Raw genomic sequence first — 22,170 nt, 5'->3', positions numbered from 1 at the left:
GATGCACAAGCTCAAATGGCTGAACGGACCGCTCGCCGGGCTCGAGTTCGATTTGCCCGCGGGCGCGACGCAGATCGGCGGCGACGACGCGGACGTCGCGCTGCCGCTCGAAGGCGACGCGCGTGCGGTGCTGACGAGCGGCGAAGACGGCGTGCGCGTGTCGGCCGACGCGGGCGTGTGGGTCGATGGCGGGCCGTGGAACGCGGGCGATGCCTTGCCGTTCGATCGCGCGATCGATGTCGCGGGTGTCGCGTTCGTGCTCGGCGGCAGCGGCGATGCGCTGTCCGCGCGGCCGGTGCCCGCGCGGCGGCGCGCGGCGAGGCGCTCGATGCGCGAGATCGCGTGCTGGAGCGGCGCGGCGCTTTCGATCGTCGCGATCGTCGCCGGGCTTGCGTTGCTGCTGTGGCGGCCGCCTCAGCCCGCGCGCTTCGACGTCGACGCGTGGCTCGCGCGGCAGCTTCAGGCGCAGGCGCTGCGCGGCCTGCACGCGCTGCACGCGGCGGACGGCTCGGTCGTCGTGAGCGGGCTTTGCGAGTCGTCGCGGGACGTCGAGCGGCTGCGGGCGCGGTTGCGCGCGCACGGCATCGCGATGCGCGACGAGAGCCTCTGCGCGGACGCGTTGCGCGACAACGTGCGCAACGTGCTCGCGCTGAACGGTTATCGCGACGTCGACGTGCGCAGCGACGCGACGCTCGACAGCGTCGAGATCCGCGGGCCGATCGTCGCCGATGCGGCGTGGCAGCGCGTAGTCGCCCAGCTTCAGATGCTGCGCGGCCTGCGCGCGTGGCGCGTGATCAACGACCGCGCACTGTGGTTCGGCCGGCTGTACGACACGCTGTCGAGCCGCGTGCCGCTCGACGGCCTGAACATCGTGATGTCCGGCAAGACGCTGATCGTCAGCGGCGCGGTGGAACGGGCGCGCGCGTCGGCGTTGACGGACGCGATCGCCGAATTCAACCGATCGAGCCGCGACGGTTTCGTCGCGGCGTGGCAGGACGTGCCGTCGCTGCAGACGGCGAGCGCGTACCTGCCCGCGCCCGTCGTGACGGTCGGCGGCCATGCGGGCGCGATCTACGTCGTGCTCGCGAACGGCATGCGTCTGCAACTGGGCGGCGTGCTGCCGAACGGCTATGCGATCGTGCGCCTGACGCGGCGCGCGATGAGCCTGCGCAAGGACCGGCGCCTCGTGTCGGTGCCGCTCGACGTGTGAACATCCTGCAAGGAAACTTCGATGGTACGACTGACTTCTCTCGAAGAGACGCTCTTCGCCGACGATACGGGCGAAGCGCGCGACCGACTGATCGCGATGCTCGCGAGCGTGGCCGCGCGTCATGAAAATCGTCCGGATGCCGTACGGTTCGCGGCGAACGCGGCGCGCGACGTGATCGACACGCTGTGGGCGCGATATCACGGCATGTCGGCCGACAGGCCGCAGGCGTTGCCGCGCGGCTGAGTGCGGCGGCGAGCGCCCGTGACTGAAAACCGACAGCGGGCGCCTGAATGCGCAAGCGGCGCCGCGCCACGTTGAACACAATCGAACCACCGCGCTCGGCACAGACGTCGGATGGCCGATCGCGGCAACCGATTCGTGACGTTTGATCGAAGGAGTTCAGCGATGATCGATAAGTTGTCGATGCATCCCGGCGTGACGGGAGCAATGCATCAGGAATTGCACGGCGCGATGGATTCGGCTCAACCATCCGCGACCGGGCGCGCAGCCGAGTCCACGCTCGCCGCGCTCGTCGAGCGCGTGCGCGGTGAGACCGGAGTCGTACCCGCGCATTTAATCGAGCTGCAGCGTGTCGCGCGCGAATACGATTGCCTGATCGGCATTCGGCCTGTCGACAGGCTCGCGACTGAGCTGATCGAAAGCGGTCACCCAACGAAGGGTTTTCATATCAAGGGCAAGAGTGCGAACTGGGGCCCCCAGGCCGCGTTCATCTGCGTCGACCAGCGGTTCAGCAAGCTGGAGGACAAGCCGAACCGCATCGAGAAGTTTGATCGGCAAGTGCAGTCCTGCATCGCGGAAGGCTACGCGAAGCGCGTACCGTTGACACTGTCGAAAGCACGCTTCGACAAACTGCTGGGCGAGGGCTTGATCGACCGGATCAGGCGAGACGGCAATGGCATGCCGACGACGTTCGAAGCAAAAGCGCCGAGCGGAGCGGTCTATTCGTTCGAGGCGAGGCACATTCACAGCGCCGGCGAAGTCAGGTACGCGATTGCGCATCGCGGTGAGCCGATCGAGGTGCTCGCGCCGCCGAAGGACGGCGCGAAACCTCTGACTGCCGATTACGACCTGTTCCTGATCGGCCCGCGCCTCGACGATCTCGGCCCGCGGGACAATCTGCCGGTGCCCGACGTGTCGCACGATGTGTTCAGGGTGCGGCTCGAAGGCTACAAGAACGGCATACCCGACGCATTGCAAAGCGCGTACCGGCAGCCGAGCGAGTTCTATCGGAAAGAAGACACGGAGATCGGCAACGCGTCGTCGCGCGTGCGCGACATGATTCCGATCATCAACGCGGCGCTCGTTGGCGACGGCGAGGCCGTCGTTCACCACAGCACGGATTCCTGCAGCCCGGCCGCCGAGCCCGATGCGAACTATCCGGCGACGTTCGCGTTGCCGCAAAAGATCGGTTGTTTCGACGAGATCTGCATCGTTCACGATAAGTACGAACTCGCGGAACTGATCGGCGGCGCAAAACAGGTGGGCTACCACGTGCCGCTCAATCCGCTGTGGGAAAAAGAAGTGACGAGTGTGCGGCGCGAGTCGTTCTTGGTCGCGCGCGAGCAGTTGTCCGCCAATCTGCGCTGACGTGCGCCGGGCGCGCTACAGCCCGGCGTCGACCAGCGCTTCGAGATGCTCGGCGAACGCGCCGAGGATCGCGTCGCGCTGGTCGGCGTCGTCGAAGCAATCGGCGGGCAGCAGCTTGACGAGCTCCAGCATCGTCTTTGCATAACGGTAGCGGCGCGCATCGTCGCGGATCGCGGCGTCGGTGCGCGCCGCGAGCCAGCCGGCGCTGATCCAGCTCTGCTCGACGCATGCGACGAGCGATTGCAGCAGCGCGTCGGCGTCCACGTCGCGCGCGTCCAGCATGCGCGCCGCGCGCTCGCAATGATCTTCGACGCCGAGAAATTGCAGGATGCGTTTCAGGTCGGTGATGACGGCCGCGAGGTGCGCGTCCATCGCCGGCCCCTGCGCGGACAGCTCGAACGCGAGCGCGCGGATCAGCGTCTTCAGCTTGCGCCTGCGATCGCGCAGGCGGCGGAATTCGTCGAACCGCTCGGTGAGGCGCTTTTGCCGGTCGGCCGCGCGCTGATACAGCCGGCGCAGCTCGGCGAATCCGGTGCGGCCGGCGTGGCCGAATTCGAGCCGCGCGAACAGCTGTAGCGCCCATTCGTCGCCGTCGAGAATCGCGGCGAGCGCGTCTTCCGCGCGCTTGCGCCGCATGCCGGACAGCTTGCCTTCTTCGAGCATCGCGCCGAGCAGCAGCGCGATTTCGCCCGCGTTGAAGCCGGCGTCGCGCATCGCGTCGGCCGGGTCGTCGAGTGCGTCGACGCCGGGAATCCGCTGACGCAACTCGGCGAGCTCGGCCGCCGACACCGCGCCGATCTGCCTGATCAACTGCTGCAGCATCGAGCGCGCGCGCGGCCGCTCCGCGCGGCCGTCCGCCGCGCCGCGGCGCGGCTCCCGAAAACGCGTGCCGACCGCGAAGCCGATGTCCTCCAGCGTCTCGGCGAACGACTCGCCCGACACGCCCGCTGCGTCGAGCGGCGCGCCGCCGAAATCGATCGGCGCATCGGCGAGCTCGCGTTGCGCGAGCTCGTGCGCGGACTGCGGCGGGACGATCTGCTGGACCGTTTGCGCGGATGCGGCTCCGGCGCCGGCCGGCATCGCAGCGGCGTTCGCCTGCGCGGCGGCCGGATCAATACGGTTGAGCATCGGGACGAGCCTCCTCGGTGGCGCCGGCCAGGCGCGCGAGCAGCAGGCGCAGATGCCGGTCGAGATCGAAGCGGACGATCGCGTCCGGCGTTTCGAGTCGCGCGTCGTGGTCGGGCAGCGCGGCGTCGGCGTCGATCTGCACGCGCGGGTCGTGCCGCAACGCGTCGCGCACGCGCGACAGGTTCGCCGGCGACACGGATACGCGCAACGCGCGCGCGCGCACGTCCGCGCGAAGATGGGCGAGCACGCGCTGCGTCAGCCGTTCGACGGGTTCCTGCGTATCGAGGTACGGTTCGATCACGCTCGCGACGAGCGCGCGCACGCGCGCGTCGATCCGCTCGGCGATGTGCGCCTCGGCCGCTTGCGCATCGATCAGCCAGCGGACGGTGTCGTCGATCAGTGCTGCGCGCCGGCGTTCGAGCTCGGCTTCGGCGCGTGCGAGGCCCTGCCGGTATGCGTCTTCGCGCACGCTCGCGGCCGCCTGCCGTGCGGCGTCGAGCTCGCGGCGCGCATCGTCGGCGAGCGATCGCGCTGCGCCGCGCGCGGCCGCGACGACGGCCGCCGCGTCGCAGTATCGCGCGAGCGTGTCGGCCGTCAGATGCACGTCGAGCGGCGCGGGGCCGGGCAGCGAGACGATCGGGGGAACGAGTCCGTTCATAGGAAGCGGGCGAGTTTCAGGAGCTTGTCGGCGGCCGCGTCGGCGGGCGGCGGGCGGTGCGCATCGAATGCGTTTCGCGCGGGCGTTGGCGTGCGCGCGTTCGTGATGCTCGATGCGTTCGGCTCGATCTTCAGATCAGGGGCATGCGGCACGTCTGGCGCACCCGGCGCGCACGGCATGATCGGCATACCGGGCACTGTCGTCGCCTCCATCGCCGCCCGCGCAACGCGAACGTCGAACGCGGCGTCCACCGGCGGCAGCCGCGACGCGAGCAGCGTCGCGACGACACACGACGCCGCATCGCGCCGCCACCATCGCACGCCAGCGGCCGTCGCGGCATCGACGATGCGCTCGGGCGCCGCGACGCGCGCGACCGACCGCCATCCGCGATGCAGCGCGAGCAGCTGCGCGCAGCCGCGCTCGCCGATGCGCGCGGCGAGCCGCTCCCGGTATTGCCTGACGAGCAGATGATCCGCGCAATCGAGCGCGATTACGCCGAGCGCGACGATCAGCGCGCCGATCCGCGGCTCGACGGACAGCAGCGCGCTTTGCCGCTCGTCGAGCCGCGCAGGCAGCGCGGCGCACGGATAGCCGCGCCGCACGACGATCAGCCGGTCGATCGCGGCGCGGCACGCCGGATGGCGGCGGTAGCTGTCGCGCCACGCGGCGAGCCCGAGGTGCGGCCACCAGCCGTCGTGCATCGCGGCGCCGGGCTGCCAGCCGAGCCGATGCAGGCGCTGCAGCTCGGGCGTGAGCGGAGCCGCGCTCATCACGCGCGCGGCTCGCTCGACGAACGGCTGCGCGACGCGACGACGGCGAGCGCGAGGCTCGCGACGATGCCGAGCGCGCCGAGCGCGATGCCGAGCGCGAGCCGGTGCGCGTGCAGCCACGCGAGCAGGCCCGTGTCCGCCGCCGGCTCGTCTTCGGCGGGCATGTCGTAGCGATAGTCGGCGGGTTGCAGCACGACGCTCACACGGTCCGGGCTCAAGCCCGGCGTGCCGGTGACGACGAGGCTGCGGATCTCGGTTTCGCGCGCCCCGAAGTTGCGCTCGGGGCTGTACTTGACGAACACCGACGCGGACGGCTGCGGCGGGTCGCGTCGGTTCTGCGGCTCGCCTTCGGCGATCGACACCTGTGCATCGACGACGCTGTCCATTGCACGCAGCATCTTTTCGAGCTGCTGCTCCTTGAGGAACGTGATCTTCGCCTGCTCCTGCGCGGGCGACGTGACGAGCTGGCCGGGCGGAAACAGATCCTCGAGCGCGGCGAGCTTGCGATGCGGCAATCCGTTTTGCCGCATCAGCTCGACCGCGTTGACGAACTGATCGGACTCGACGCGAATCGTCACGTTGCCGTCCTTCAGCGGCTTCTTGTCGACGGCGATGTCGCGCAGCATCAGCAACGCGATCATCTGGTTCGCCTCGGCTTCGGGCAGGTTCGTGTAGAGATCCGTCTTGCAGGCCGCGAGCGACAGCGCCAGCGCGGCCGCGCACGCGGCGCGTGAGGCGCGCGCGGTCATTGCATGTTCGCCAGCTTGTTGACCCCTTGAGACACCGCGCCCGCCGCCTTCGCGGTCAGATCGACTTCGAGGATCGCGCGCAGCATCGCCGACTGGTTCGCGAGCATCTCGAGCGGCTGCATCAGCGCCTGCCCGCGGTCGCGCGCGGCGCTCAATGCGCGATCGACGTCGAGCGAGCGGTGCTGGAAGCCGCTCGCCGCGCGCGCCTCGGGCGTGCTCGCGTCCTGGCCGAACAGCGTGCGCGTGAACGCATCAATCTGTGCCTGGTCGATCGGCGTCGCGTCGGTCTGCGGCGTCGCTTGCAGCGTGTGTAGCGCGCGTTGCGCGGCGGTGATGTCCATGAAGGCTCCTTGCGAATTCGGATGGGAACGGGGCGGCCGCGCCCGCTGCGACCGACGCGGATGCGACCGATGCAACCGACGCGGCCGAGGGCGCGAGCAGCCCGCGCAGCAGCGCCGCCTCGGGCCCCGGCATCGACGCGAGCAGGCGCGCGGCTGAGCCGTCGCGGCCGAGCCCGATCAGCATCGTCGCTTCGACGAGCCGCCGGTCGGCGGGGTCCGAGACGAGCGCCGGCAGCGCGTCGTAAACGGCCCACGCGTGCCGCGCGAGCCCGTGGTTGACGGCCGCGAGCCCGCATTCGACGAGCAGGCGGCGCACGTCCTGCGCGAGCGCGGTCATATCTTCTGGATGATGCCGGACAGCATGTCCTTGACGGCCTTGAGCACCGCGCTCTGATAGCCGACGAACACCGAGTACTGCTGGATCGCGAACTGCGCTTGCAGCATGCTCGCCGGATCGTTGAGATCGGACGCGGACATTTTCGATTCGACGTCGTGGCCGACTTTGTCGACGAGACGCGACAACTGCTGATTGACGGCTTCGATATCCATCGGCGGGGCCTCCGTCAAGCCGCCGAGGCCGTCGGCCGCTTCATGCGCAGCCGGTACTGCGTCGGATTGCAGCGGTAGCGCCGGCGGAAGCTGTCGGTGAAATGCGCGTGATTCGAGAATCCGCATTCGTGCGCGATGTCGAGAATGCGCATCGATGTCGACGCGAGCAGATGCTGCGCATGCGCGAGGCGGCGCTCGACGAGCCAGCGTTTCGCGGACGTTCCGTATTTCTCGACGAACAGCAGATTGAACTTGCGCGGCGGCAGCCCGAACTCCTCGGCGAAGCGCGCGACACTCCACGGGTTGAGCGCGTGCGCGTCGACGAAGTCGACGAACTCGGTGTCGCCCGCCATCGCCGCGTGCAGCAGGCGCGAGAAGTACGCGCGGTCGGCGCCGAGGCAATACATGTACAGAAAGCTGAGAAGCGCCGGACGCGACACGGGGGCGAGCAGCTCCAGCATGCCGATCACCTCGGGCGACGTCTGGACGACGCGGATCGGCTCGCCGCGAAACGGCGTCGGCTGCGGCAGGTCGATCAGCGCGTTGATTTCCGCATACAGCGTGCGGAAGTCCGCCGCGTAGAAATCGGCGGACTGGATGTCGGTGCCGGCGCCGGCGTCGCACAACGCGGCGTCGTCACGGGTGACGGCGATACAGTCGCCCGGCATCGTGTGAATCAGTCCGCGCGTTCTCACCTGGCCGCTCAGGCGGCCGAACATGAAACGTACAACTTGCATCAAGCCCCCGTGGCTGTTGTTGCTGCTCAGTCTGAATCATCGGCTATTTGGCTGAAAAATCGTCTCAGGTCATCACCTGAAACCGTCGGTCGGCGAGGCCGCGCGTCTCACCCGGCGCGTCGCCGGTTCGTTGTCGAAAAAACGGAATGCGCGGCCGGATTCCGAAAAGCCCGCGGCGACGCGTCGCTACGATGGATGCAACGGATCGGGCCGCGCAGTCGTTCGCGCGTGCCGATCGGCGCCCGGCGCGGACGCAGTCGGCCGCGCCGGGCAACGCCGGGTCAACAGCCGGCTGCACTGCCGGAGGAGGAGTCCACGATGAGTCTTGCCGTCGAGCGGCACGGCACGCCACGGCTTGCGCCGGCGCGCCGGACGCCGCGAATGCGGCGGCCGCGCGAGCGCGATCCTGAAATCGAAAGGCGTCGCGGTTTTCAGTAAAGCGAAAGCGTGCGGCGAAATTACGATGAAACCGTCAAGAACGAGGTGAGCGATGCAAGGACTCGAACAACTGAAGGATGCGATGACCGATCTGCGCCGGCGCAAGGAAGCGATGCGCGAACAGATGCAGGCGTTTCAGGCATTGCAGGACGAAGTCGCGGCGCTGCGCGCACGGGCCGCGCACGATCCGGACGCACGGCGCAAGCTGCAGCGTCTCGACGATCTGATGCGGCACGGCGGGCAGGGCCTGGCCGACAGGATGAACGAGCAGGCGGGCAAGGCCGAACGCTGCCTGAAGCGGCTCGGCGACGAGGTCGCGCAGCTCGCGAGCGGCGGCGCCGCGCCGGAAGCCGCGGCTTCTCGCGAGAGCCGGGCAGTGAGGCAGTTCAATCGCGTATTGGTTTGAGCAAGCAACGAAACGGAGAAATCGAGTCATGACGTCCATTCAATCGACGACCCCAACCAAGATGCACAACGCCGACTCGGTCGGCGGCAGCGACAGCCGCAACGTCGCGAATCCGCATCCGATCGGCGACAGCATCGCGATGATGCTCGTGATCATGGATCTGCTGAGCCGCCAGACGACGGCGAAGCTCGACGACATGCAGAAGAAGTCGAACATCTCGCGCGACGCGCAGGACATGGCGAACCAGGTCGAGGCCGCGCTCGCGAAGCTGATCAAGCCGGAAGACAAGGCAGAGCTGCCCGACGAAGCGCTCAAGTACATGAAGGCGAACCACATTCTCGTGAACGGCAAGACGATCGACGACTTCATGAAGGACAAGGGCGGCAAGCTCGACAAGGCCGATCTGATGTCGGTGAAGTCGTCGCTGGAATCGGTGTCGGGCCGCGCGTCGGATTTCATCCAGCAGAGCCAGCTGAAGATGCAGCAACTGATGCAGAACTACAACACGGCGGTGCAGATGATCAACAGCCTGCAGAGCATGCTCGCCGAATCGACGAAGGGCATCGCGTCGGCGATCCGCTGACGCGCCGCGCGGCCGGCGCGGCTTCGATCGCGCCGGCCGCCGCACGGGAGACCATCCGATGGCCGCACTCAATCAAACGATGCCCGACGACGATCACGCGGTGCTGCAGCGCTTCTTCGCGTCGGGCGGATCGATCCGCATGCTCGCCGACGTCGAGCGGCGCGACCTCGACACGCTGTATGCGTACGCGACGCAGCTCTTCGACGCGGGCGAGCTGCACGCCGCGAGCAACTTCTTTCTGATGCTCGCGCGCGTCGATCACTGGAACTTCGACTACTGGTTCGCGCTCGGCCTTTGCCATCAGCGGCTCGCTCGGCATGACGAAGCAATTTTCTGCTTCAGCCGCGCCGGGATGATCGGCGTCGACGATCCACGTGCGTCGTATCACGCGGGCGTCAGCTACCGGCTCGTCGGCAATCTCGACTACGCGGCGAAGGCGTTTCGCGCGGCGCTCAACTGGTGCGGCGAGCGCGACGCGCATCGCGACATCGAGGCGAACGCGATGCGGCAACTCGCGCAATGTGAAAGGGAGAAATGAAATGGCGGTTGCGATCAACCCACATGGCGCGCAGGGGAGCGCGCTCGCGCCGATCGAGCCCGAAGGGCGGAACGATGGCATCGACCGCGCGCACGTCGCGGCAGGCTTGCTGCGCGGCGCGTCGGTCGTCGTCGACGATGCGCGCGCACGGCTCGCCGCTGACGCGCGCGCGCCGCTCGCCGCGCAGGCGCTCGTGTCGATGAACGACGCGGCGGGCGCGCTCGGCCGCATGCTCGACAAGTTCGATCGCGCGTCCGGCGACAAGGGCGGGGCATCGTCGATCGGCCTGCGCGCGTTCGAGAATGTGTCGATGGAGACGATGCTGCTCGCGACGACGCTGCTGTCGACGAAGGTGCTCGGCAACACCGCGGAGCTGAAGAGCAAGGCGCTCGAAATCATGTCCGCGAAGCAGGGCGAGGTCCGGCAGCAGGAGATCGAGGATTACCGCGAGCAGATCGACAAGGCGGTCGAGCAGCAGCAGAAGGCGAAGAAGGCCGGAATCTTCAGCGTGATCTTCGACTGGATCGTCGCGGCCGTCGAGGTCGTGTCCGGCGTCGCGAAGATGATCGGCGGTGCGCTGTCCGGCAACGCGATGATGGTCGCGGGCGGCGCGATGGATCTGATGGCGGGCTTCGCCGGCGTCGTGAAGGCGACGATGAACACGCTCGCGCTGGTCGACCCGAAGAACGCGGACAAGTACCGGCAGGTCGCCGACGTCGCCGCGAAGGTGCAGTTGACGTTCGAGATCGCGGGTGCGGTCGTCGACGTGACGAGCGCCGCGCGCAACATGCTGCTCACGAGGGCGATTCCGAAGGCGACGAGCGCCGTGCTCGAAAAAGGCGCGGGCGAGGCGCTCGAGCAGGCGATCAAGTCGGGCGGCAGGCAGGCGGTCGAGAAGACCGCGCAGGCGGTCGGCAAGGAGGTCGCTTCGCAGGTGTCCGAACAGATTCTGCAAGGGCTCGGCAAGACCGCGCTCGATGCGTCCAGGCAGGCGGGCAAGGAAGCATTGCAGACGACGGTTCGGCAGCTCGGCGTGAACCGGATGCTCGAGCGCTTCTCGCGCGAGGCGATCGAGAAGATGGTGACGAAGGCGGTGCGGAAGGTCGCGAACGAGGCGATCGACCGAGGCGTCGAGCTGACCGCGCAGACGCTGACGAAGACGATCGCGATGCAGGTCAAGCGCGACGTGATGGCGGCCGCGCTGAAGGCGTCGCTGTCGCCGCTCCTGAACACGACGCGCGCGACGGTCGGCGCCGCGAGCCAGACGACGTCGGGCGTGCTCGGCATCGAGCGCGCGAAGCTGCAGCGGGAGATCGACCAGTTGATTCTCGACCAGCAGTGGCTGCAGATGTGTTTCGCGTTCTACAAGCAGCACAAGGAAGCGCAGACGAAGGACGCGAAGGAACTCGTCGAGAAGGCGGGGCAGGCGGTCGAGGACGGCGGTCAGGCGCTCAGGCAGAGCGCCGCGGTGCAGGCGCAGATCGCCGCGTCGATGGTTTGAAGGCTGAAGGCACGGCGGATATGCGCCGTTTGAAATTCGAGGAGAACGAATGATGAGTACTGTGACGCAAGCCGGCAGCACGCCGGTCCGCACCGATACGCTGGGCATCGATACGGCCGGCATGTTCGGCGCGGGCGACGGCGCGATGGCGACGATCGACCAGATGAAGGCGAAGCTGCAGAAGATCTTCAGCGAGATGCGCGACCTGGAGCGCACGTTCAACGAGGCGATGCAGCGGATCGCGTACGACCGGCAGGTCGGCGTGCTCGAGACGAAGCAGCAGGGGATCATGCAGCACTTCGACGCGGCCATGGCGTCCGCGGTGGCGCAGTTCGTCGGCGGCGCGGTGAGCGCGATCGGCGCGGCGTCGGGCAGCCAGCTCGGCGCGTCGGCGACCGACGGGCTGTCGAAGGCCGGTCAGGGAATCGCGGGCGTCGCGAACGCGTCGCTCACGCGCGACGCGCAGCAGACGCAGTTGCAGGGCGATTTCGAGAGCCAGTCCGCCGAGCGCTTGCAAAAGGCGCTCGCGTCGACGGTCGAGCGCGCGCTCGACGCGTCGCGGCAGATGCGCGACGCGCTGCGCGATCTCGTGACGCTGCAAGGCCAGATCGCCGCCGCGGTGCGGTATTGACGGGGGGGCGTGCGATGCAGGCCGAAGCCCTCGACGCGGCGACCCGCTATCTGCAAGCGCAAGGCATGCATCCGGAGCCCGCGTATTTCGGCGCGAGTCGCTTCCGGATCGGCTGGCGCGTGCGGGTCAACGATCTCGATCTCGTCTACCGGCTCGTCGACGAAAGCCTCGTCGTCTGCGACCTCGCCGCGAACGGTGGCGGGGGCGGCGGGGGCGACGCGGTCGCGACCTTCATTCACCTCGTGCACCGGATGGAGCGCGCCGGCATTCCGCTGCGCGAGGTGCGCGGGACGTTCTTCGACACGGCGTCGAACGGGCAATTGAACCGGCTGCGGCGGCGGCTCGCGACGGTGCTCGAAGCGCAGGGTGCGTACTGGCGCGATATCGACGGCGATCCGTGGCTGATCTATCCGGTCGGCGCGCGGGCGGCGCAAGTCGCGCGGCAATAGCGGGACGGCGGGCGTCGCCGCTCGCCGGACCGCCGGCGACACGCGCCGACACGATCGCCCAATCGCCCAATCGCCCGATCTCCCAATCTCCCAATCTCCCAATCTCCCAATCTCCCAATCTCCCAATCTCCCAATCTCCCAATCTCCCAATCTCCCAATCTCCCAATCTCCCAATCTCCCAATCTCCCAATCTCCCAATCTCCCGTGACGGGACGCCGCACGGCGATTGCATCCGTCTGTCTGTCATATTTCGGCCGCTGCGCCGACTGTAGTCGTGCCGGCCCCGTCCGCGGGTGTCCGGCGCATCGATTCGACTACGGAGGACGGAAGCAATGAAGAAAGAAGGGATCTGGATCGGCTCGCACGTGATCGCGTTCGTGTTGGGTTTCGCGCTCGGCGTGTATTCGCTGCCGATCCTGACGGCCGACGCGGGGGCGAGCGAAACCGAGCTGCGCCCGATCACCGGCCGCGCGCTCTACACGGGGCGCTTCGAGCGCGGCCTGACGGGCGGCGATCCGCTGCACTGGACGGACGGCAAGCTATCCGTCACGCGCACGGCGCTCGCATTCGAAGGGCGCGTCGCGCCGGGACCCGACTACAAGATCTACCTGACGCGGGAGTTCGTCGCGTCGAAGCAGGCGTTTGTCGCGGCGAAGTCGCGCGCGCTGCGGGTCGGCGAGCTGAAGACGTTCGGCGACTTCGTCGTGCCGCTCGCGGACGGCGTCGACGTCGGCGATTACACGACCGTCGTCATCTGGTGCGAGCGGTTTTCGCAGTTCATCGGGGCGGCGAAGTACCGGTGAAGGGCCGCGCAGCGCGCATCGAACTGGATCGGCTGGAGCGTCATACCTCGCTCCACCATCACGCCACACCGCCTTACCAACTGGAATGGAACACGTGGCTCGCGGCTTTGGGCCACGGCTTGCCCGCGAAGGCGCGAAGCCTGTCGTTCGACAGCTACTCGCTCATGCTTCAGGCTGCGGTGGAGGGGCATGGTCTCGCGATGGGGTGGAGACGCACGTCGGAGCGGATGCTCGACAGCGGCGTGCTCGTCGCGCCGTTCGACGAGGCCATTCACTTGCCCGATGCCCTGTCGATCTACCGCCGGCACGGACAGGCGGAAAGGAGCGAGGTCGACTGCCTCGTGGCGTGGCTGCGGGCGGAGTTGGCCTGACGGGGCGGCGGCGCGAGCGCGGCGTCGGTCGGTGCAGCGCGCGCAGGTCTGGCGCCGGTGGTTCGAGGCCGCCCGGCCGGTCGCAGCATGGCGTGCGCCAGCCGGGCGAGGCGCGACCGGTTCCGGACACGGACGCCGTCATGCCGCAAGCGATGCAAGGTAGACCCGTGCCCCGTCGAAAAATGGCCGCGCTTCACGAAGCAAGCAATGCCGGCGATCGCGGTCCGCACGACGAGTCGAGCGTGGTTTCGTCCCTTACGCGTTGTTGGCCGACCTGCCGGATTCCCGCGAGGCATTCGTGGTGCGGCCACGGTCACGCCGACAATGATCGAAGTTCCATTTGCCGGCCCGCCGAAGAATGGTTCGGCAGGCCGAGCAGGTTTCGACGAGCGTTCGTTCTTCCGTTCTCCTGCTATCCCGTTGCTGCGCGCGCGTCGGCGTTCTGCCGCCGCGTCGCTGGATATGGCCGCTTGCGGGTTGTTCATTTGGATCGGGCGGCTGCCTGGATCGACGGTGAGGGACGCGCATCGGGCGTCGCCGCGACGTGGAGAGACGGTCGCCTTTGACCGAAAAAGCTTGACGAAGCGATCAATGTGGCGTAGCGTCACGCATTGAAGTTTTCAAGAAGCTCGATTGCCCATCAGTCACCGCTGCCCGCGGTATTCGTTGTCCTCTCCCTCCTTGAATCTTTTTTCCCGCGCCCCTAACGGGGAGCAACCGTTCAAATTCAACCGTTTCTTTTAAGGGATCTTCATGGATACCGGTACCGTCAAGTGGTTCAACGACAGCAAGGGTTTTGGTTTCATTACGCCTGACAAGGGTGGCGACGACCTGTTCGCGCACTTCTCTGAGATTCGCGGCGATGGTTTCAAGACGCTCGCCGAAAATCAAAAAGTCAGCTACGAAACGAAGCGTGGCCCGAAGGGCCTGCAAGCGTCGAACATCACGCCGCTTTAATTCGCGTTAGCATTACCGGTCCCGTTCGCGGGACCGACATGCTGCAGCGATCCCGCGCGCAGCACCTGCCTCCGTTGCGGTCGCCGTCCGTTCACGACGGCGACCGTTTCGCTTCCAGACGTCCAGCACCCTCATACGCGAAGTCCGTCCGCCACGAAAGAGGCGGACACGGCGCGACCGCAGCAACGCACTGCCAGACGATTCATTTATCGCGATCTCGCGAGCGATGCACAAGGAGGACACCATGGCCAAGAGCCAGTTGCGAAGCAACAAGGAACCGAAGAAACCCAAGCAGGCCAAGGCCAAGCCGACTCCTGGCGCAGTCTTGAACTGGGTGGCGCCCAAGACGCCACTCGCCAAGTCTCGCGAAAAGAAGTAATTCCCCGAGACGCAATAGCGAGCCGAGCCAGCCGCGCGGCTAGCAGACGACGCGCACCTCACGATGCAACGCGTTCGTATGAACGCCGCATTCGACATCGGGGCTGAAGCCGAAGCCCCGCAAGGGAGCGGACATCGACATACCGTTGCGGCTGCGGTCAATCATTTTGTTTGGAGGAATGGGTTTGGCAAAGGAAGAACTGCTGGAACTGGACGGGGTCGTCGACGAGGTGCTGCCGGACAGCAAGTACCGCGTCACGTTGGAAAACGGCGCAGTCGTCGGTGCATACGCATCGGGCCGCATGCGCAAGAACCATATTCGCATTCTCGCGGGCGACCGCGTCACGCTGGAATTGTCGGTCTACGATCTGACGAAGGGCCGCATCAACTTCCGGCACAAGGACGAACGCGCGCCGGCGCGATCGCCTCGAAACGGATTCAATCGTCGCTGATCACCGCGCTCCGACGGGTCCGGCCGAACGATGATCGGATTCGATAGCGGGCGATCGTCGTAGCGACGCACACGGATCACGAATGACCGTTATGGCCGGCGCTTTGCCGGCCGACTCGAAGAAGAAATGACTGGCCGCTGCGCCTCGGACGTCGCCGCCGCGCTGGCTTGGTGTCGATGCGGGTCGAACGCGAACGGATATCGAGAGCGATGATCGTCGGCCGCTCGCCCGTTCCGATAGCAATGCAACTCGGGCGAATTCAGTCCGCCATCAGCGGCAAGATCGAGCCGAAACGGCGGGTCGGAAGGCCGTCGGGCCAATCAGGTCGATCACTAGCGCCACAGTGGCGACCGACGCCAAAGTTTGATTCCGCGATTTTCGGAATGCTCGGCCGCACAGGCCGAACGAGAATGCCAACGGGCTATTGGCGCGGGTTTTCCCAAAAGGGAACCGGCCGCTCGGCGTATTCGCAGACCAACGCGGCACTGCAGCGACGCGATTGAACGAGCGTCCGGGGAAAACGCTGGAGCGCACCGGTTATCCGCGTACGCCGTTGACGCGGCGGCCTTGCCCCGCGCAAGTCCATCGCCTTCCGGCCATGAGCCCGCGGGAGGCGGCCTCCTTAGCCGTTCAGCGGCAACGTGCGCTCGGCAAGATACCGCGCGAAGTCGCACCGAACTTCGTGGTGACGAAGCGCGAACTCGACCGTCGCCTTCAGATAGCCGAGCTTGCTGCCGCAGTCGAAGCGCGTGCCGTCGTATTTGTATGCAAGAACCTGCTCTTCGGATAGCAGCGACTGAATCGCATCGGTCAATTGCAGCTCGCCGCCCGCGCCAGGCTTCAGCTCGCGCAGATGCTTGAAGATCCGGGGCTTCAGCACGTAGCGGCCGACGACGCCGAGGTTCGACGGCGCATCCTCGGGCGCGGGCTTCTCGACGATCGCCGACAGCTTGACGACCGACTTTTCCCATTCCTTGCCGTCGATGATCCCGTAGGACTTCGTGTCCTCGGGCGGAATCTCTTCGACGCCGATCATCGAGCTGTGGAAATGGTCGAACACGTCGACCATCTGCTTCATCACGGGCTGCTTGCCGTCGAGCAGGTCGTCCGCGAGGATCACGGCGAACGGGTGGTTGCCGACGAGCTTCTCCGCGCAGAGCACCGCATGACCGAGGCCGAGCGCCTCGGATTGGCGAACGTAAAAGCAGTCGACGTGGCGCGGCTTGATGCTGCGCACGAGTTCGAGCAGCTTTTCCTTGCCGCGCGCTTCGAGCTCCGCCTCGACTTCATACGACTTGTCGAAGTGGTCCTCGATTGCGCGCTTGCTGCGGCCCGTCACGAAGATCATTTCGGTGATGCCCGCTGCAATCGCTTCTTCCACCGCATACTGGATCAACGGTTTGTCGACGATAGGCAACATTTCCTTCGGGCTCGCCTTCGTCGCCGGCAGGAATCGCGTACCCAACCCGGCCACGGGAAATACGGCTTTCGTTACTTTGAGCATGGTGTTTTCCTGGTACGTGCTGTTTTGGTGTGTAGTGTGATGCGATACGTCGCGGCAATCAGGCGAACGACTCGGCTTCGTCGTGAATCGACGGCGGCGTCGCTTCGCGCGGGACGTCGTTCCGAAGCGGCGAGCGACGGCGTTGGGCCTGGACATGCAGTGCGTCGAAGCATCGCCGCTCGCTCAGCGCGAGCAGCATGTTCTTGCCGGTCAGCGGCTTGCCTGCGTCGATCGACGGCAAGAGCCGATGGGCGACGTGCGGGCGATCGCGCGTCTCGGGGCGATGCCTGATGTAGAAGCCGACGTCGTGGACGGCGAAATCGATGACCGCTTGCGGATCGTCGACATCCGGAAGATCGCTTCGCATCCTGCGTTCCCAGAGAATCGTATCCTCGATGACCTGCGGACGATCGATTTCCTCCGGAATGCAGAAGAGTTTCCGAGATTGCACGGCGTCGACGGACAGGCTGGTGAATCTGGCGATCCACACGCTGCCCGTGAAGCCGGCGAGAATCGGGAAGAACCACAGCATGATGTCGCCGGGCGACACCCATTTGCGCGAGAGAATCTCGATCATGAGCGCGCGAGTGGACGAGATGCCGTGAACCGCATAGGCCATCGCGGCCCAGCAGACCACGCCGATCACGCTGATCCAGCCGAAATGCCGCAAGCATGCGGACCAGGGCAGGGGCTCGTCGTCGCGCTGCTGCGTGCCCCACGAAATGCTGCGCCGTTTGATCCAGAGCCAGACGAAGCGGGTCACGTAGATCATCATGATCGGCGAGAAGAAGAACGAGAAAATCGTCTCGAGCAGCAGCGACCACATCAGCTTGTCCTTGCCGCCGAAGCCGCGCGCGCGGTCGCGCTTGACGTGCACGACGAACGCCAGGATTCGCGGCATGAACAGGAAGACCATCGACGAGATCAGCAGCATCAGCATCGGCATCTGCATGACCTGAATCGCGCCGATGACGAGCGCGCCGCTGCTCAGGAAATGGACCATCCCGTATGCAGATACCACGAGGAACATCGCCCACAACGGTGCGGCGAGATAGCCCATCGAGCCGTTCAGGAATGTCTCGCGATGAACCGAGCGCAGGCCGTCGATGAACAGGAACCGCAGATGCTGCATGTTGCCCTGCATCCACCGGCGCTCGCGGATCAGAAATCCGAGAAGGTTCGCCGGAATCTCCTCGTAACTTCCGTCGAGCTCGGGCAGGAACCAGACCTCGTAGCCGGCGCGAGCCATCATCGCGGATTCGATGATGTCGTGACTCAGCGGCTTGCCGCCCCAGGGGGGCGTTCCCGGCAGCTCCGGCAGGATGCAGTACTTGATGAACGGCTTCATCCGTATCATCGCGTTGTGGCCGATGTACGACGCATGCCCCATGTACATCGCCTGCAGGCTGTACGAGAAGACCGAGCCGTACAGCCGGGCGGCGAACTGCTGCATCCGGCCGAACAGGCTTCGCCGCATGACGGGCTTCGGGTTCGTTTGCAGGATGCCGATCCGGTGGTTGCCTTCCATCATCCGGAGCAGCTCGATGATCGCCTTGCCGTCCATGATGCTGTCGGCGTCCATCACGAGCATGTACTCGTATTTCTTGCCCCAGCGACGGCAGAAATCCGTGACGTTGCCGAGCTTCGCGTTCAGGTTGACCGGCCGGCGACGGTAGAAGAACCGGCCGCGCGGGAACTGTTCCTTCAGCTTGTGAACGGCCGTTTGCTCGACGACGCCGTACTCGAGCTTCCGGCTGTCCGACAGCAGGAAGTTGTCGAAGTGATGACTGTATTCCGGGTAATCACGCTCGATCGACGCCCAGGTGGCCGCCATGCCGGCGGCGACGCGCGCGATGTCCTCGTGGTACACCGGATAGACGATGGCGACCTTCGCGTCGGGACGCGGCTCCTGCGCCGATTTCGACGGATGCCACGGATTGTTGCCGGGCCCGCGCAGCGTGTGCCATGTTCCGATGAGGAGCTTGAAGAAGTTGGCGGCCAGGAACCACGTCATGATTCCGTAGATCACGAGGTAGATCTTGATCGTGACCTCGGGCATTTGTTGCGCGCGCAACGTGTAATTGGACAGCAGCAGGATGACGACCGTCGTGACGAGCGTGAGGGCGAGCGACACCTTGCGCCGGTATTCGACGACCTGCTCCCAGCCGGGCGGCTGGCCGACGGGCGCTTTCAACGATTGCGATCGGCGAAAGCGTCGCCATACATTGTGTTTCCACGAAACGTTCAGCGGAGGCGGCGCGACCGTGATCCGTTCCGGCTTCGGCTGGATCACGGACGCTTGATTCGCGTCGAGCCATGCATGGAGATCGTCCCAGGTGCGAACCGATGCGCGAAGCCGCCGGGCCTCGTCGGCGGGGAGGCCCAACTGGTCGATATAGGCGTCGAACGTCATGTCACCTCACGGCTTGCACGGGCAGCGCGAGCTGGAACAGGATGCTGATGGCTCGTTCGACCGGAACGATCGGCGCTTCGGCGACGTAGATCATGTCGCCGTCGTTGATCGGAAAGCTGTGCGACGCGATGAGGCCCTGCAAGTTGTTCCATGCGAAGTCGTAGAGCACCGGGCGTTCGCCCCGCGGCTTTCCTTCGAGGACGAACACCGCATGATCGTCGGCGAGGTTCGCATCCAGGCCGGATGCCGACGCGAGCACTTCGGCCAACGTGGGCGGGTGTGCGAAGCCGAACTGTCCGTTCTTGCGCACGCCTCCGCCGACCACGGTCACGCGCACGAGCGGCGCCCGCTTGACCAGCACACGATCGCCCGGTTGGAGCGCCGTCTGCTGGGCGAGCGCCTCTTCGAGCGGCAGCGTGACCGACGCGCCTTTGCGCAGCACGGTCACTTGCGTCGCGACGTTGTCGCTGTCGTGCCCATTGGTCGAACCGACGAGATCCGCGCCGTTGCCGAGCGCTTGCGTGAGCGCGGACGTCAGCGACAACCCGGCAGGCGTCCACGGGATGAGCTTCGGCGCGCCGATTGCGCCCGTCACGACGACGCTGCTATGCGAGGTCGACGCGACCGTGATCTTGGCCGACGGGCTTTGCAGGATGCCGAGCGATGCGTAACGTCGCGCGACGGCCGCTTGCGCGTCTTCGAGACCGAGTTTGCCGATCGACGTCGAGCCGACATAGGGCAAATCGATGGTTCCTTTTTCCGAGACCGTGTAGTTGCCCAGGTCGATGGGCGCGGGGGCGTTCGTCGCGCCTTGCTGCGAATCGGCGCCGGGCCACGGGGAAATCGTCCACAGGGTCAGATGCAGGACGTCGCCGGGCGCGAACGAGAACGCGCCGTGATCGGTCGATTGGGACAGTTCCGAAACGGCGCGCAGGATCGCGGCCTTCCGGCCCGCCGCTTCCGTCGACGCGCGTTCGCGAGCGAGTGCGGGCGTGACGTTGACGATATCGACGTCGGTGCTGGACTTGACCGTCGAGACAGAGGGGCCGGCGGACGGCAAGAGGCCGCACGCGGACAGCGCCAGGGTCGCGCCGGCGAGCCCGACGCGGACGGTTCGAGAAAAAAAGTAGATCATCGGAGAAGGCCCCAAAGAACGAGAGTCGCAAGGAAAACGCCGGCGATCCACTCCAGCCGCCGAGGCAATTCGGGTGCACGCGGGCTGGACGGCGCGCTGATGATGTTCAGGTAATACTTGTTCTTCATCGCGTTCAACTGCGCCTGCTGCACGGCCGTTTCGACTTCGCGCAGCAACGCGACGTCGTTGTCCCGCGCTACGGTTAGCTCTTCATGGCGCGCCGTTTGCCGCGACAGCGTCCGGCCGTCGGCTTCGGTGCTCGCGATCTTGGCCTGAATGGCCGTCATCGCGGAGCGAAGGTTCTGCGCGACCGGATTGTTCGGCGTGGCCTTCGTGATCGCGTCGTACTGCGAGGCCAGTCGCGTCTTCTGCTCGTTCAACGAGTTCAGCAGCGCGAGATTCGACGTGTACAGCTCCGACGGATCGTGGATGCCGGTGGATACCCGATAGGCCGACAGCGCCGCTTCGTCGCTCTTCAGTTTCGCTTCGATGGCGGCGCGTCGATCAACGGCGTTCTTGATGTAGTCGCGCTCCTGCTGGCGATTCATGTTGTCGATATGACGAACGGAATCCTCCAGTACCTTCTCGGCGACGGCCGCCGCGGCCGTGGGCGAGTAGCCCTGCACCGACAGCGACACGATCCCGCTGTTCTGGTCGATCGATGCGTTGACCCGGTTCTGGTAGTAATGCCACAGCGTGACGTCGTTCTTGCGGAACAGCGTCGCGAGACCGCCGTAACGGCTCGCGAGATCGCCTTGATCGTATTGCTTCGGCAGATCGACGGCCTTCGTGACGTTTCGATACTCGTCCCACGAGCCGATATAGTCCTTGATGATATAGGCCCCTTCGATCGAATTGCCTCCGCCGGTGCCCGAGAGCATCGTTGCGATGCTCTGAGATGTTTGTGCGGGCTTGTAGACGATCAGCGATGCCGTGGAAACGTAGATCGGCGATGCGATTAAAAGGAAATAGACGAGGCAGACGAGATTAGGAATCCCGACGATAGCCAAGAAGAAAGGCTGGCGAAATATTTTCATGATCCCCGGAAATGATGGCGTGTGTTTTCGTTTCGGACTTTGTCCGCGTGTACTAAATATTCAAGTCAGTTGTGATCGAGAGTGATTGTGAGCTTGGAGTCGCGCGATGGATGTCACCGAGCAACCGGATGCGGTCGATACGGAGCACGAGAGGCGCGGAGGAAAGGACTGGCGGTCTCGCCGACATGCGCGATGAAATGGCTTGCCATGCGGTTTGCCGGGCAAGCGCACGAGCGGCCGTTGTCGCTTTTCTTCGAGTCACTGCACTGTCGCGCCTTGGGCGGATTGGATGAAATTCCTGCGAAGAAGAATGCAATGCTTAAGCTGCGATACCAGTGCACGACGGACGGCGAGAGAAAATATGGAATGGTGAATCAGACGAGTTAACAATCCGATGAATCGGCGCGAAGTATGAGGGAAACTACCTATTAGGTCAAGGCGGAATTTGCGGACTCTTGTATTAATCCGCCAAATTGTTTCCGGCCATATTGTCATTCATGAGCAGTTGGAGTATTCGCGCGCGATATAGTCAGCCGAATGCGTCGCACGTCTTGCCTTTGTTAGCACTGCGTGATTTATCACGAATGTACTGATGTGGGCCCAGTCGACGCGAGTGCGTGTCATTGCGTCGTTATCGCAATTTTCTGGCGACCCATGCCCGGTTATACGAGCTGATATCCTTCCACTCGATCCCGCTAATCACTGCGTGAGAACTGGCGAAGCGGATCTGAATGAAAGAATGCCGCGTTTATCCGAATGCGACGAAATGACGCCATGAGCATTCCGCTGATCACACTAGCCCGCAGGCTTAGAAACTCATCGAA

At 65.6% G+C, this 22,170-nt stretch carries 26 protein-coding genes; 14 read left to right on the top strand and 12 right to left on the bottom strand.

The genetic code is table 11. The features are described from left to right. Nucleotide 1 precedes the first annotated feature (1 nt). The 3 genes from sctD to WS62_RS23935 all read left to right on the top strand — a co-directional run bounded on the left by sctD (nt 2) and on the right by WS62_RS23935 (nt 2,818). Complete coding sequence (gene sctD, locus WS62_RS23945) at nt 2-1,210, top strand: type III secretion system inner membrane ring subunit SctD (RefSeq protein ID WP_066576119.1); 1,209 nt, start codon at nt 2-4, stop codon at nt 1,208-1,210. Nucleotides 1,211-1,231: 21 nt separating this feature from the next. After that, the gene (locus WS62_RS23940) at nt 1,232-1,453 is read left to right on the top strand and encodes a hypothetical protein (RefSeq protein WP_066576117.1); all 222 of its coding nucleotides are present in this window, start codon (nt 1,232-1,234) and stop codon (nt 1,451-1,453) included. Nucleotides 1,454-1,615: 162 nt separating this feature from the next. Beyond that, the gene (locus tag WS62_RS23935; protein WP_231748395.1) at nt 1,616-2,818 is read left to right on the top strand and encodes a CyaA/EF/ExoY family adenylyl cyclase toxin; all 1,203 of its coding nucleotides are present in this window, start codon (nt 1,616-1,618) and stop codon (nt 2,816-2,818) included. A gap of 15 nt (nt 2,819-2,833) precedes the next feature. On the opposite strand, the gene sctW is transcribed toward WS62_RS23935, so the two are convergent. Genes sctW through WS62_RS23895 form a run of 8 tightly spaced genes read right to left on the bottom strand, consistent with a single transcriptional unit; the run spans nt 2,834 to nt 7,750 of the window. Beyond that, entirely contained in the window at nt 2,834-3,946 is a 1,113-nt protein-coding gene (sctW, locus tag WS62_RS23930) for a type III secretion system gatekeeper subunit SctW (protein WP_066576111.1), read from the bottom strand. Further along, nucleotides 3,930-4,604, bottom strand: coding sequence for a FliH/SctL family protein (locus tag WS62_RS23925; RefSeq protein ID WP_066576108.1), 675 nt, complete (start codon nt 4,602-4,604; stop codon nt 3,930-3,932). The genes sctW and WS62_RS23925 overlap by 17 nt, the downstream gene beginning before the upstream one ends. Then, nucleotides 4,601-5,374, bottom strand: a complete 774-nt coding sequence (locus WS62_RS23920; RefSeq protein ID WP_066576105.1) for a type III secretion system domain-containing protein — start codon at nt 5,372-5,374, stop codon at nt 4,601-4,603. The genes WS62_RS23925 and WS62_RS23920 overlap by 4 nt, the downstream gene beginning before the upstream one ends. Further along, complete coding sequence (sctJ, locus tag WS62_RS23915) at nt 5,374-6,123, bottom strand: type III secretion system inner membrane ring lipoprotein SctJ (RefSeq protein ID WP_066576104.1); 750 nt, start codon at nt 6,121-6,123, stop codon at nt 5,374-5,376. Before sctJ ends, WS62_RS23920 begins: the two co-directional genes overlap by 1 nt. Continuing rightward, nucleotides 6,120-6,464: a type III secretion system inner rod subunit SctI gene (gene sctI, locus WS62_RS23910; RefSeq protein ID WP_066576102.1), complete on the bottom strand. Its 345-nt coding sequence runs from the start codon at nt 6,462-6,464 to the stop codon at nt 6,120-6,122. Before sctI ends, sctJ begins: the two co-directional genes overlap by 4 nt. Beyond that, complete coding sequence (locus tag WS62_RS34745) at nt 6,376-6,801, bottom strand: EscG/YscG/SsaH family type III secretion system needle protein co-chaperone (RefSeq protein WP_082721237.1); 426 nt, start codon at nt 6,799-6,801, stop codon at nt 6,376-6,378. Before WS62_RS34745 ends, sctI begins: the two co-directional genes overlap by 89 nt. Then, the gene (sctF, locus tag WS62_RS23900) at nt 6,798-7,013 is read right to left on the bottom strand and encodes a type III secretion system needle filament subunit SctF (protein WP_010109100.1); all 216 of its coding nucleotides are present in this window, start codon (nt 7,011-7,013) and stop codon (nt 6,798-6,800) included. Before sctF ends, WS62_RS34745 begins: the two co-directional genes overlap by 4 nt. 14 nt (nt 7,014-7,027) lie before the next feature. Then, nucleotides 7,028-7,750 carry a helix-turn-helix transcriptional regulator gene (locus WS62_RS23895; RefSeq protein ID WP_231748394.1) on the bottom strand — a complete coding sequence of 241 codons (723 nt, stop codon included), beginning with the start codon at nt 7,748-7,750 and terminating at the stop codon, nt 7,028-7,030. A 490-nt stretch (nt 7,751-8,240) separates the two neighbouring features. Here WS62_RS23895 and WS62_RS23890 point away from each other — a divergent pair, with 490 nt between their 5' ends. The 11 genes from WS62_RS23890 (at nt 8,241) to infA (ending at nt 15,257) form a co-directional block, all read left to right on the top strand. Then, entirely contained in the window at nt 8,241-8,594 is a 354-nt protein-coding gene (locus WS62_RS23890) for a hypothetical protein (RefSeq protein WP_066576098.1), read from the top strand. Nucleotides 8,595-8,622: 28 nt separating this feature from the next. Beyond that, complete coding sequence (locus tag WS62_RS23885; RefSeq protein WP_066576097.1) at nt 8,623-9,177, top strand: secretion protein EspA; 555 nt, start codon at nt 8,623-8,625, stop codon at nt 9,175-9,177. A 58-nt stretch (nt 9,178-9,235) separates the two neighbouring features. Further along, nucleotides 9,236-9,715: a SycD/LcrH family type III secretion system chaperone gene (locus WS62_RS23880; protein ID WP_066494392.1), complete on the top strand. Its 480-nt coding sequence runs from the start codon at nt 9,236-9,238 to the stop codon at nt 9,713-9,715. Nucleotide 9,716: 1 nt separating this feature from the next. After that, nucleotides 9,717-11,216, top strand: coding sequence for a type III secretion system translocon subunit SctE (gene sctE, locus WS62_RS23875; RefSeq protein WP_066576094.1), 1,500 nt, complete (start codon nt 9,717-9,719; stop codon nt 11,214-11,216). 49 nt (nt 11,217-11,265) lie between these two features. After that, nucleotides 11,266-11,847, top strand: coding sequence for a pathogenicity island effector protein (locus WS62_RS23870; protein WP_231748393.1), 582 nt, complete (start codon nt 11,266-11,268; stop codon nt 11,845-11,847). 14 nt (nt 11,848-11,861) lie between these two features. Further along, nucleotides 11,862-12,296, top strand: a complete 435-nt coding sequence (locus WS62_RS23865) for a secretion protein (protein ID WP_066576092.1) — start codon at nt 11,862-11,864, stop codon at nt 12,294-12,296. A gap of 332 nt (nt 12,297-12,628) precedes the next feature. Further along, nucleotides 12,629-13,099: a DM13 domain-containing protein gene (locus WS62_RS23860; RefSeq protein WP_066576090.1), complete on the top strand. Its 471-nt coding sequence runs from the start codon at nt 12,629-12,631 to the stop codon at nt 13,097-13,099. Continuing rightward, a complete protein-coding gene (locus WS62_RS23855) occupies nt 13,096-13,470 on the top strand; it encodes a LysR substrate-binding domain-containing protein (RefSeq protein ID WP_231748392.1) in 375 nt (124 codons plus the stop codon). Before WS62_RS23860 ends, WS62_RS23855 begins: the two co-directional genes overlap by 4 nt. A gap of 753 nt (nt 13,471-14,223) precedes the next feature. Then, nucleotides 14,224-14,427: a cold-shock protein gene (locus WS62_RS23850; protein ID WP_010109085.1), complete on the top strand. Its 204-nt coding sequence runs from the start codon at nt 14,224-14,226 to the stop codon at nt 14,425-14,427. A gap of 244 nt (nt 14,428-14,671) precedes the next feature. Further along, nucleotides 14,672-14,806 carry a hypothetical protein gene (locus tag WS62_RS38690; RefSeq protein WP_269435301.1) on the top strand — a complete coding sequence of 45 codons (135 nt, stop codon included), beginning with the start codon at nt 14,672-14,674 and terminating at the stop codon, nt 14,804-14,806. Between the two features lie 184 nt (nt 14,807-14,990). Beyond that, entirely contained in the window at nt 14,991-15,257 is a 267-nt protein-coding gene (gene infA, locus WS62_RS23845) for a translation initiation factor IF-1 (protein WP_025990473.1), read from the top strand. A 622-nt stretch (nt 15,258-15,879) separates the two neighbouring features. On the opposite strand, the gene galU is transcribed toward infA, so the two are convergent. Genes galU through WS62_RS23825 form a run of 4 tightly spaced genes read right to left on the bottom strand, consistent with a single transcriptional unit; the run spans nt 15,880 to nt 21,319 of the window. Then, the gene (gene galU / locus WS62_RS23840) at nt 15,880-16,761 is read right to left on the bottom strand and encodes a UTP--glucose-1-phosphate uridylyltransferase GalU (RefSeq protein ID WP_066576088.1); all 882 of its coding nucleotides are present in this window, start codon (nt 16,759-16,761) and stop codon (nt 15,880-15,882) included. A gap of 58 nt (nt 16,762-16,819) precedes the next feature. Next, nucleotides 16,820-19,174, bottom strand: a complete 2,355-nt coding sequence (gene mdoH / locus WS62_RS23835; RefSeq protein ID WP_066576085.1) for a glucans biosynthesis glucosyltransferase MdoH — start codon at nt 19,172-19,174, stop codon at nt 16,820-16,822. Nucleotide 19,175: 1 nt separating this feature from the next. After that, nucleotides 19,176-20,309: a polysaccharide biosynthesis/export family protein gene (locus tag WS62_RS23830; RefSeq protein ID WP_066576082.1), complete on the bottom strand. Its 1,134-nt coding sequence runs from the start codon at nt 20,307-20,309 to the stop codon at nt 19,176-19,178. Next, on the bottom strand, nt 20,306-21,319 hold the full coding sequence (locus WS62_RS23825) for a lipopolysaccharide biosynthesis protein (RefSeq protein WP_231748391.1): 1,014 nt from the start codon (nt 21,317-21,319) through the stop codon (nt 20,306-20,308). The genes WS62_RS23830 and WS62_RS23825 overlap by 4 nt, the downstream gene beginning before the upstream one ends. Nucleotides 21,320-22,170 lie beyond the last annotated feature (851 nt).

The sequence above is a fragment of the Burkholderia sp. ABCPW 14 genome (assembly GCF_001523835.1).
GTDB classification, from domain to species: Bacteria; Pseudomonadota; Gammaproteobacteria; order Burkholderiales; family Burkholderiaceae; genus Burkholderia; species Burkholderia mayonis.
Note: the sequence above shows the minus strand (reverse complement) of the source record. Positions and strands in the feature narration are given on the sequence as shown.

Bases quoted from the DNA above. Each gene is read 5' to 3' on its own strand.
- sctD (WP_066576119.1), top strand. From the start codon at position 2: ATGCACAAGCTCAAATGGCTGAACGGACCGCTCGCCGGGCTCGAGTTC.
- WS62_RS23940 (WP_066576117.1), top strand. From the start codon at position 1,232: ATGGTACGACTGACTTCTCTCGAAGAGACGCTCTTCGCCGACGATACG.
- WS62_RS23935 (WP_231748395.1), top strand. From the start codon at position 1,616: ATGATCGATAAGTTGTCGATGCATCCCGGCGTGACGGGAGCAATGCAT.
- sctW (WP_066576111.1), bottom strand. From the start codon at position 3,946: ATGCTCAACCGTATTGATCCGGCCGCCGCGCAGGCGAACGCCGCTGCG.
- WS62_RS23925 (WP_066576108.1), bottom strand. From the start codon at position 4,604: ATGAACGGACTCGTTCCCCCGATCGTCTCGCTGCCCGGCCCCGCGCCG.
- WS62_RS23920 (WP_066576105.1), bottom strand. From the start codon at position 5,374: ATGAGCGCGGCTCCGCTCACGCCCGAGCTGCAGCGCCTGCATCGGCTC.
- sctJ (WP_066576104.1), bottom strand. From the start codon at position 6,123: ATGACCGCGCGCGCCTCACGCGCCGCGTGCGCGGCCGCGCTGGCGCTG.
- sctI (WP_066576102.1), bottom strand. From the start codon at position 6,464: ATGGACATCACCGCCGCGCAACGCGCGCTACACACGCTGCAAGCGACG.
- WS62_RS34745 (WP_082721237.1), bottom strand. From the start codon at position 6,801: ATGACCGCGCTCGCGCAGGACGTGCGCCGCCTGCTCGTCGAATGCGGG.
- sctF (WP_010109100.1), bottom strand. From the start codon at position 7,013: ATGGATATCGAAGCCGTCAATCAGCAGTTGTCGCGTCTCGTCGACAAA.
- WS62_RS23895 (WP_231748394.1), bottom strand. From the start codon at position 7,750: ATGCAAGTTGTACGTTTCATGTTCGGCCGCCTGAGCGGCCAGGTGAGA.
- WS62_RS23890 (WP_066576098.1), top strand. From the start codon at position 8,241: ATGCAAGGACTCGAACAACTGAAGGATGCGATGACCGATCTGCGCCGG.
- WS62_RS23885 (WP_066576097.1), top strand. From the start codon at position 8,623: ATGACGTCCATTCAATCGACGACCCCAACCAAGATGCACAACGCCGAC.
- WS62_RS23880 (WP_066494392.1), top strand. From the start codon at position 9,236: ATGGCCGCACTCAATCAAACGATGCCCGACGACGATCACGCGGTGCTG.
- sctE (WP_066576094.1), top strand. From the start codon at position 9,717: ATGGCGGTTGCGATCAACCCACATGGCGCGCAGGGGAGCGCGCTCGCG.
- WS62_RS23870 (WP_231748393.1), top strand. From the start codon at position 11,266: ATGATGAGTACTGTGACGCAAGCCGGCAGCACGCCGGTCCGCACCGAT.
- WS62_RS23865 (WP_066576092.1), top strand. From the start codon at position 11,862: ATGCAGGCCGAAGCCCTCGACGCGGCGACCCGCTATCTGCAAGCGCAA.
- WS62_RS23860 (WP_066576090.1), top strand. From the start codon at position 12,629: ATGAAGAAAGAAGGGATCTGGATCGGCTCGCACGTGATCGCGTTCGTG.
- WS62_RS23850 (WP_010109085.1), top strand. From the start codon at position 14,224: ATGGATACCGGTACCGTCAAGTGGTTCAACGACAGCAAGGGTTTTGGT.
- WS62_RS38690 (WP_269435301.1), top strand. From the start codon at position 14,672: ATGGCCAAGAGCCAGTTGCGAAGCAACAAGGAACCGAAGAAACCCAAG.
- galU (WP_066576088.1), bottom strand. From the start codon at position 16,761: ATGCTCAAAGTAACGAAAGCCGTATTTCCCGTGGCCGGGTTGGGTACG.
- mdoH (WP_066576085.1), bottom strand. From the start codon at position 19,174: ATGACGTTCGACGCCTATATCGACCAGTTGGGCCTCCCCGCCGACGAG.
- WS62_RS23830 (WP_066576082.1), bottom strand. From the start codon at position 20,309: ATGATCTACTTTTTTTCTCGAACCGTCCGCGTCGGGCTCGCCGGCGCG.